Source organism: Pelistega indica (genome assembly GCF_000506865.1).
Taxonomy (GTDB): domain Bacteria; phylum Pseudomonadota; class Gammaproteobacteria; order Burkholderiales; family Burkholderiaceae_B; genus Taylorella; species Taylorella indica.
Genome location: NZ_AYSV01000031.1, coordinates 1 through 4,933 on the forward strand (window position 1 = coordinate 1; position 4,933 = coordinate 4,933).

Genomic DNA, 4,933 nt, shown 5'->3' on the forward strand with positions numbered 1-4,933 from the left:
TCAGTCTCASGGGTCGGCCGTCGGTTCCGTACACTTAACGTGATAGATGACTTTAACCGTGAGGTGCTAGGCATCGACATAGGGGTGAGTCTGCCCGCTATTCGGGTGACTCGCTTTTTAGATCAGCTTGGGGAAGCCCATGGATATCCGCAGTGTATTCGTACGGACAACGGGCCTGAGTTTACTTCCACAGAGTTCACGCAGTGGGCGCAGCAGCGAGGCATTCTGATTGACTTTATTGAGCCGGGATGCCCTTATCAGAACGCCTATATTGAGCGGTTCAATCGAACCTACCGTGAGGAAGTGTTGGATATGCATTTATTCACGACGCTCGATCAGGTGCGTTGGCATACAGAGGCGTGGATAAACATTTACAATACTGAAAGACCTCATGAGTCATTAGATCGTTTAAGTCCTGTCGAGTACAGGCAGAGAGCATATTCTACTTTAAAGCTGTGTTAAGAATGGGGTAGGTTCACTGGTATACGATTTTTCATGTTAAATCTCTTTTTCTATTCATGATAAAAATGAATAAATTTTATCAAAAGTTTTCTAAAATATTACCAGATTATATGTTTTTAAATTTTATTTCTAGAAACTTTTTCATCCTAGTCAAACCCCGGCACCAATTCAAATCTAGTTTCTATTTTTTCCCCTGCTTTGATATCCATACCACCAATGGTTTCTTGAGGAAATTTTTCTCGCAAATTAAAGCTATTTGTAATATTACCAAACGGCTCTGCACAGAACCATTTTTCACCAGGAGGGTTATACAGTACAAAGAAACCCATTGGTTCCGTAACGTAATAACGTAAATAGCGTCGTTCATCTAACCAATAAATCTCAACTTTTTTATCCCAATCAGTAAAAATCGTATCAAAACCCTGCTCTTGAACATACAGTCCTTGTGCTAGTTTCTGACAGGCGGGATGTGTGTTTAAGACTATTGGCATTAGCTCATCATCACTATACCAAGCTCGTTGAACATTTGTTTTAATTAAGGTATGTTCATTACATGGGAAAAATGGATGGTGACCTAGACTAAAAGGCATATCTGTATCACCTATATTTTGTACTGTTACACTAATAGTAACGCCAGTATACGTTAATTCAACGCGTTGAAATAACTCAAAACTAAAGGGCCAATCGTGATTCTCGCTATGATTAAACGCTAGCAATGCCATCTGTGCCGTTTGCTCTACAATATGCCACGCTTTATCTCTGGTGAATCCATGCATACTGTGTGGAAAATTAGGGATACTGCTTGGATAATGGATGTCTTTACCTTGATAATTAAAGGTTCCATTTTGTATTCGTCCAGCCCAAGGAGCCATTAAAAAGCTTGCCATTTCACTAATCACTCCTTGATCAATCGCACCTTTCGATGCTCTTCTCAAAAAATCATAGGTTTTTCCTTGGTGAATGACTTGATAACGTGCTATCGCCGCTCCAAGAGAAGGAACAATATCCAGCTCTTGATTAGCATAAGCTAACGTAATAATGTTCCGTTGACTCATGGCAAGCTATACGCAAAAATACTTACGCCTCCCAGCTAAATACTTTGCCGGGATTCAAAATATTTTGAGGATCAAACGCATGTTTAACTCGACGCATCATCTCTATCATATCCTCGCCCAGTTCTTCTTTTAGAAAATCCATCTTATGTATGCCAATACCATGCTCACCTGTACAGGTTCCATCTAGAGCAATCGCACGTTGAACTAAACGATGATTCAAGCGTTCAGCCGCCTCACGTTCGCTATCACTATTTGGATCAATCATCATCAATACGTGGAAATTACTATCCCCCACATGACCTAGCATAGTCCATGGAAAGCTGATTGTCTCTAAATCTTTTGCTGTTTCAGATACGCATTCAGCCAATTTGGAAATAGGCACACAAACATCTGTCGTGATACTGCGAGAGTTAGGGCGTAACTGTAAACTAGCAAAATAAGCATTATGTCTTGCTGTCCATAATCGATTACGATCCTCTGTCTTACTCGCCCAGTCAAAATCAGAACCATTGTTTTCATGAACAAATTCTTTTATTAATTCTATTTGCTCCTGAATACCTGTAGCAGAGCCATGAAACTCAAAAAACAAGGTAGGTTGTTCTTTTAAACTTAAATGACTATATGCATTTACTGCCTTAATAGCATGACTATCAAGAAATTCTACTCGTCCAATATTTGTACCACTTTGCTTTACCATTACCGTACAATTAACAGCGTCCTCCAAGGTTGGGAAAGAACAAATTGCGGCAATAATTTCTTCTGGGATTGGATAGACCTTTAGCGTAATTTCCACAACGACACCTAATGTCCCTTCACTACCAATAAATAATCGAGTTAAATCATAGCCAGCAGAAGATTTAGCTGCTCTGCTACTCGTTTTGAGTAATTTACCATCCGCTGTCACCACTTTAAGTGACAATACATTTTCTCGCATAGTGCCATATTTGACTGCAGTTGTACCTGATGCACGCGTACTGACCATTCCTCCTATTGAGGCATTTGCGCCTGGATCAATAGGAAAATACAAACCTGTCTGCTTGATTTCCTCATTCAATTGCATACGCAATACACCCGGTTGTACAGTTACGGTGAAGTCCTGATCATCTACAGACAAGACCTTATTCATTTCGCTTAGATCCAAACTGATACCACCATAAATAGGAAGAATATGTCCTTCAATAGAAGTACCCGCACCATAAGGAATAAGTGGTAGATTATATTCTCTACAGATATTCACGGCGGCAATTACATCTTCTGTATTATGTGCAAATACTACCGCATCTGGTAAAAACTTGTCATAAGCAGACTCATCTCTAGCATGATGCTCACGCACCGCTTCACTCACTACAAATTGCTGACCAAATTGAGCCTCAAATGCTTTTTGTGCCTCAACACTCATTACTCTTTTCATATAACTTTCCATTTATTTTATTTTTAAAATTTTTAAATATAAATTAATTTGAATAATTTCTTACAAAACAGCTAATATTTATTAGTCAACACATAAGACTCTAGTCTATTACCCTTGCTTTATTCTGTAAATCATTAACATTAAATAATTTACGGATATTTTGCATTACCTTGATTTGTTCTGCACTTCGACTGACAGATAAGAAAGGTTTTTTAATCCGACCAATACCATGCTCTGCTGTGATACTGCCATTGTATTTACCTGTCAATTTATAAACTAGTTCCTCTACAGGTAATAGCTGTTCTGGTGTCAAGCAACCTGTTGTTAAATGCAGATTACCATCACCCAAATGTCCAAATAATAAGTTTACTGCGGTAGGATACTGTTCTTCTAGTGCATTAATGGTTTCTTCAATAAATGTTTGCATATTTTTTAACGGAATGCCTATGTCAAAAGCTACGGCAGGACTAATTTTTGCCATTGTTTCACCACTAGCATCTCTGATTTTCCAAATAGCTTTTGCTTGCTCTTCACTTTGTGGAATAATCACATCAGCTACTAATCCACTCTCTAACTGTCGCTCTAAGAAGCGGTTAAATTTCTCTTCTAATCCTTCTACCCCACCTTCTACTTCAAGCAATACATAAATTGGATATTGCCCATTGAAGGGGGCTGGTTTATTAATACTTTGCGATGCTTTGAGTAAATAATTATCCCACATCACCTCAAAGCTAGATAACTCTGCCACTTTTCCTCTTGCTTCTTTTAATAATAAAGTGACATCATTAAATGAGTTTAGACCTGTTAAAGCACTAAAACGTGCCTCTGGCTTAGGAAACAACCGTAAACACGCCCGAGTTACTATACCATAACGTCCTTCTGTCCCTATAAACAAATGCTTTAAGTCTAAACCAGTATTGTTTTTAATCACTCTATTAAGCATATTTAGAACAGTACCATCAGGCAAAACAACCTCTAAACCTAGTACTAGTTCTCGGGTAGTACCATAGCGAAAAACTTTATTTCCACCTGCATTCGTAGAAATATTACCACCTATCTGGCAAGATCCACGAGCTCCCAAGTCCAAAGGGAAATACCATCCACTCTCTTGTACAGCATTTTGAATATCTTCTAATACTACACCTGCTTGAACAACTACCGTACCACCAATAGTATCGATTTCTTCTATTTTATTCATTAGTTCGAGCGAGATAACCACATCACCTTTATCAGGACGTGCACCACCAGCTAAGCCTGTTAAACCGCCTTGAATGGTATAGCCCAAATGGCAATCACTACACGCGTTAACAACACGCACTACTTCATCTGTCGTGACAGGTCTGACCACAATACATGGTAATGCTGCTTCATAGCCACTACTATCCGTACTATATTTTTCTAATTGATCAGCATCCTGAATATAAGAGATGCCCGCTATTAAACCGATAAACTTATCTTGTGCCATCCGCAAACCTATTTTTTAAGCTTTAAATAATGTATTAATTTTAAACCATCTGATAATGACTGGATATACCTAAGCTTAGTAGATTTTGTTATTAAAACCAATTATTGTCGCAAGCAATAAATAGAAGATCAGTAGAAAAATCTACAATGCATTCTCTATACCTTCATGGGTAAATTTAACATCTTAATTTAATGCACTATTAGTAGGGGTTTCATCACTATCAGTCCCTACATCTCTTATTACATAGTTAGAAAATTTGAACTTTTTGAGATGCAGGTTTTATCGTAACACTGCAAGAAAAATCACTTAACATTCATGATTAAACCTGCACGCCGAAAGGTAAGCGTCCGGTGAACTCCGATTGACTTCCGTTTTTAAACGTTCAATGCCCCGATTTTGTCGGGGCATTGTGTTAATTCTTGGTGTCGTTTGGCGCTTGCCAACGATGAGGCAGAAGCTCAGCAATGTCCTTCGCTTTCTGTGTCGGCAATCGTTCCAACACATCCTTAAGSTRAGCATAAGGGTCATGGCCATTGCTGA

5 protein-coding genes are annotated in these 4,933 nt (G+C 38.6%); 1 reads left to right on the forward strand and 4 read right to left on the reverse strand.

From position 1 onward, the window contains the following. Nucleotides 1–462 (forward strand): IS3 family transposase (locus tag V757_RS17780; protein WP_023949626.1); only part of this gene is annotated, 462 nt, incomplete at its 5' end. Between the two features lie 146 nt (nt 463–608). Here the strand turns inward: V757_RS17780 and V757_RS17785 are convergent. The 4 genes from V757_RS17785 to V757_RS27855 form a co-directional block, all read right to left on the reverse strand. Beyond that, the gene (locus tag V757_RS17785) at nt 609–1,517 is read right to left on the reverse strand and encodes an aldose epimerase family protein (RefSeq protein ID WP_023949628.1); all 909 of its coding nucleotides are present in this window, start codon (nt 1,515–1,517) and stop codon (nt 609–611) included. Between the two features lie 22 nt (nt 1,518–1,539). Beyond that, nucleotides 1,540–2,928, reverse strand: a complete 1,389-nt coding sequence (locus V757_RS17790; protein WP_023949630.1) for an FAD-binding oxidoreductase — start codon at nt 2,926–2,928, stop codon at nt 1,540–1,542. Nucleotides 2,929–3,028: 100 nt separating this feature from the next. Beyond that, nucleotides 3,029–4,393 carry an FAD-binding oxidoreductase gene (locus V757_RS17795; RefSeq protein WP_023949632.1) on the reverse strand — a complete coding sequence of 455 codons (1,365 nt, stop codon included), beginning with the start codon at nt 4,391–4,393 and terminating at the stop codon, nt 3,029–3,031. A gap of 412 nt (nt 4,394–4,805) precedes the next feature. After that, the coding region (locus V757_RS27855; protein WP_023949634.1) for an IS66 family transposase at nt 4,806–4,933 on the reverse strand (128 nt) is incomplete at its 5' end.

Bases quoted from the DNA above. Each gene is read 5' to 3' on its own strand.
- V757_RS17785 (WP_023949628.1), bottom strand. From the start codon at position 1,517: ATGAGTCAACGGAACATTATTACGTTAGCTTATGCTAATCAAGAGCTG.
- V757_RS17790 (WP_023949630.1), bottom strand. From the start codon at position 2,928: ATGAAAAGAGTAATGAGTGTTGAGGCACAAAAAGCATTTGAGGCTCAA.
- V757_RS17795 (WP_023949632.1), bottom strand. From the start codon at position 4,393: ATGGCACAAGATAAGTTTATCGGTTTAATAGCGGGCATCTCTTATATT.